Source organism: Empedobacter sp. GD03861, assembly GCF_029840885.1.
Classification (GTDB): Bacteria; Bacteroidota; Bacteroidia; order Flavobacteriales; family Weeksellaceae; genus Empedobacter; species Empedobacter falsenii_B.
In genome coordinates this window covers 1-1,316 of record NZ_JAOCDJ010000085.1, presented here as the reverse complement: position 1 = coordinate 1,316, position 1,316 = coordinate 1, and the positions used below count along the sequence as shown (strand labels likewise).

3 protein-coding genes are annotated in these 1,316 nt (G+C 34.9%); all 3 read right to left on the bottom strand.

From position 1 onward, the window contains the following. Positions 1–29 precede the first annotated feature (29 nt). Genes N5D03_RS14815 through N5D03_RS14805 form a run of 3 tightly spaced genes read right to left on the bottom strand, consistent with a single transcriptional unit; the run spans position 30 to position 1,208 of the window. Positions 30–236, bottom strand: a complete 207-nt coding sequence (locus N5D03_RS14815; RefSeq protein WP_069796431.1) for a GDCCVxC domain-containing (seleno)protein — start codon at positions 234–236, stop codon at positions 30–32. 1 nt (position 237) lies between these two features. Continuing rightward, positions 238–837 (bottom strand): mercuric transport protein MerTP, encoded by a 600-nt coding sequence (merTP, locus tag N5D03_RS14810; RefSeq protein ID WP_280052105.1) that lies wholly within the window; start codon positions 835–837, stop codon positions 238–240. Further along, complete coding sequence (locus N5D03_RS14805) at positions 834–1,208, bottom strand: metalloregulator ArsR/SmtB family transcription factor (protein WP_277632954.1); 375 nt, start codon at positions 1,206–1,208, stop codon at positions 834–836. Before N5D03_RS14805 ends, merTP begins: the two co-directional genes overlap by 4 nt. Positions 1,209–1,316: the final 108 nt, after the last annotated feature.

The following is a 1,316-nucleotide window of genomic DNA, read 5'->3' as shown; positions in this document are numbered from 1 at the left end:
AGTGGCTGGGCTTCTTTGTTTTTCGTCTGTCAGCAACATTTTTTGTCCTGCTGAATTGGTGGACAAGCAACACTTCCGTAACTACAATAAACACAACAGTCGCCTTGTTTTGGTTTTAGAACTTGTTTGCATTTTTCACATTCGTAAAAATATTGACAAGCGTCTGTCGGCATTGTTTCTTCTTTCTTGTGTCCGCAGTTGGGACAAGTGATTGTTGATTGTAATTTGATTTCCATTTTAATTTTCTTTTTTGTCGGTTACGGAATATCCTGTTGAGTTTATTGCTTTTTCGATTTCAGAAATATTTGTTTTTGAGTTGTCAAATTCTACGATTGCATTTCCATTTTCATAAGAAGCGTTTGAACTTATTATTCCTGTCAATTTATTTACTTCGTGATTTACATGTTCGCCACAACTTGCACAAGTCATTCCGCTAATCGTAAATTCTACTTTTTGAATATTGGATTTGTCCACTACTATGATTTGCTTTTCTGTCTTTGGGTAGAAAATGCTTGAGTAATATGGAAATGCAAGCATTACGATTGCAAATGCTGTTACTATTCCTAAAAACATTTTTGACTGAATGAATTTTGGTTTTTCTTCTGTTTCACAATTGCAGTCAATTTGCTTTTTAGGTTTTAACTTTTGATACCAAGCAAAACCAAGAACTAAAATTGTCAAACCGATAAAATAAGGTCGAAAAGGTTCAAGCCAAGAAAAAGTTGAAGCAAGTCCGCTTGTCCCTGCGATTAAAGCCAAGACAGGTGTAATACAACACAATGAAGCTGCAATTGCTGTTAAAAGTCCTGCTCCGATTAGTTTTTTGTCTGCTTTCATAATGTTTCTAATATTTTGTTTTCGTCAAGTATTTTGAAAAACGGTTTCAGCATTTTTTCATACTCTTTTGTCAATGAGTAAAAAATGGTTTGAGCTTCTCGTTCGGTTTCAATTAGTTTTCGGTCTTTGAGTTTTCGCAAGTGTTGAGAAACTGCTGAAATTGTCATACCGAGAATGTCGCTTATATCACAAACACAAAGTCGTTTTTCTTCATATAGTAAAAAGAGAATTTTCAGCCTTACGTTGTTTCCTGCTAATTCAAGTCCGTTCGATAAATAGTCAAACGAGTCGTTGAGTTCTGAAACTCTGTCTTTACAGCGATTTATTTGTTTAATGTCTGCTTGTTGTCGTATGCAAGAATTGTTGTCCATAATGCGAAGATAGTCAAATTGCTTATTTAAGCAACTACTAAAATACAAAATGTCAAAAAGAACCCGATTTGTCTGTCGGGTTGTGTCGTCATAGCCTTGCCACTAACG

What these genes read in the sequence shown, in the direction of transcription:
- N5D03_RS14815 (WP_069796431.1), bottom strand. Translation starts at nt 236, where the DNA reads ATGGAAATCAAATTACAATCAACAATCACTTGTCCCAACTGCGGACAC.
- merTP (WP_280052105.1), bottom strand. Translation starts at nt 837, where the DNA reads ATGAAAGCAGACAAAAAACTAATCGGAGCAGGACTTTTAACAGCAATT.
- N5D03_RS14805 (WP_277632954.1), bottom strand. Translation starts at nt 1,208, where the DNA reads ATGGACAACAATTCTTGCATACGACAACAAGCAGACATTAAACAAATA.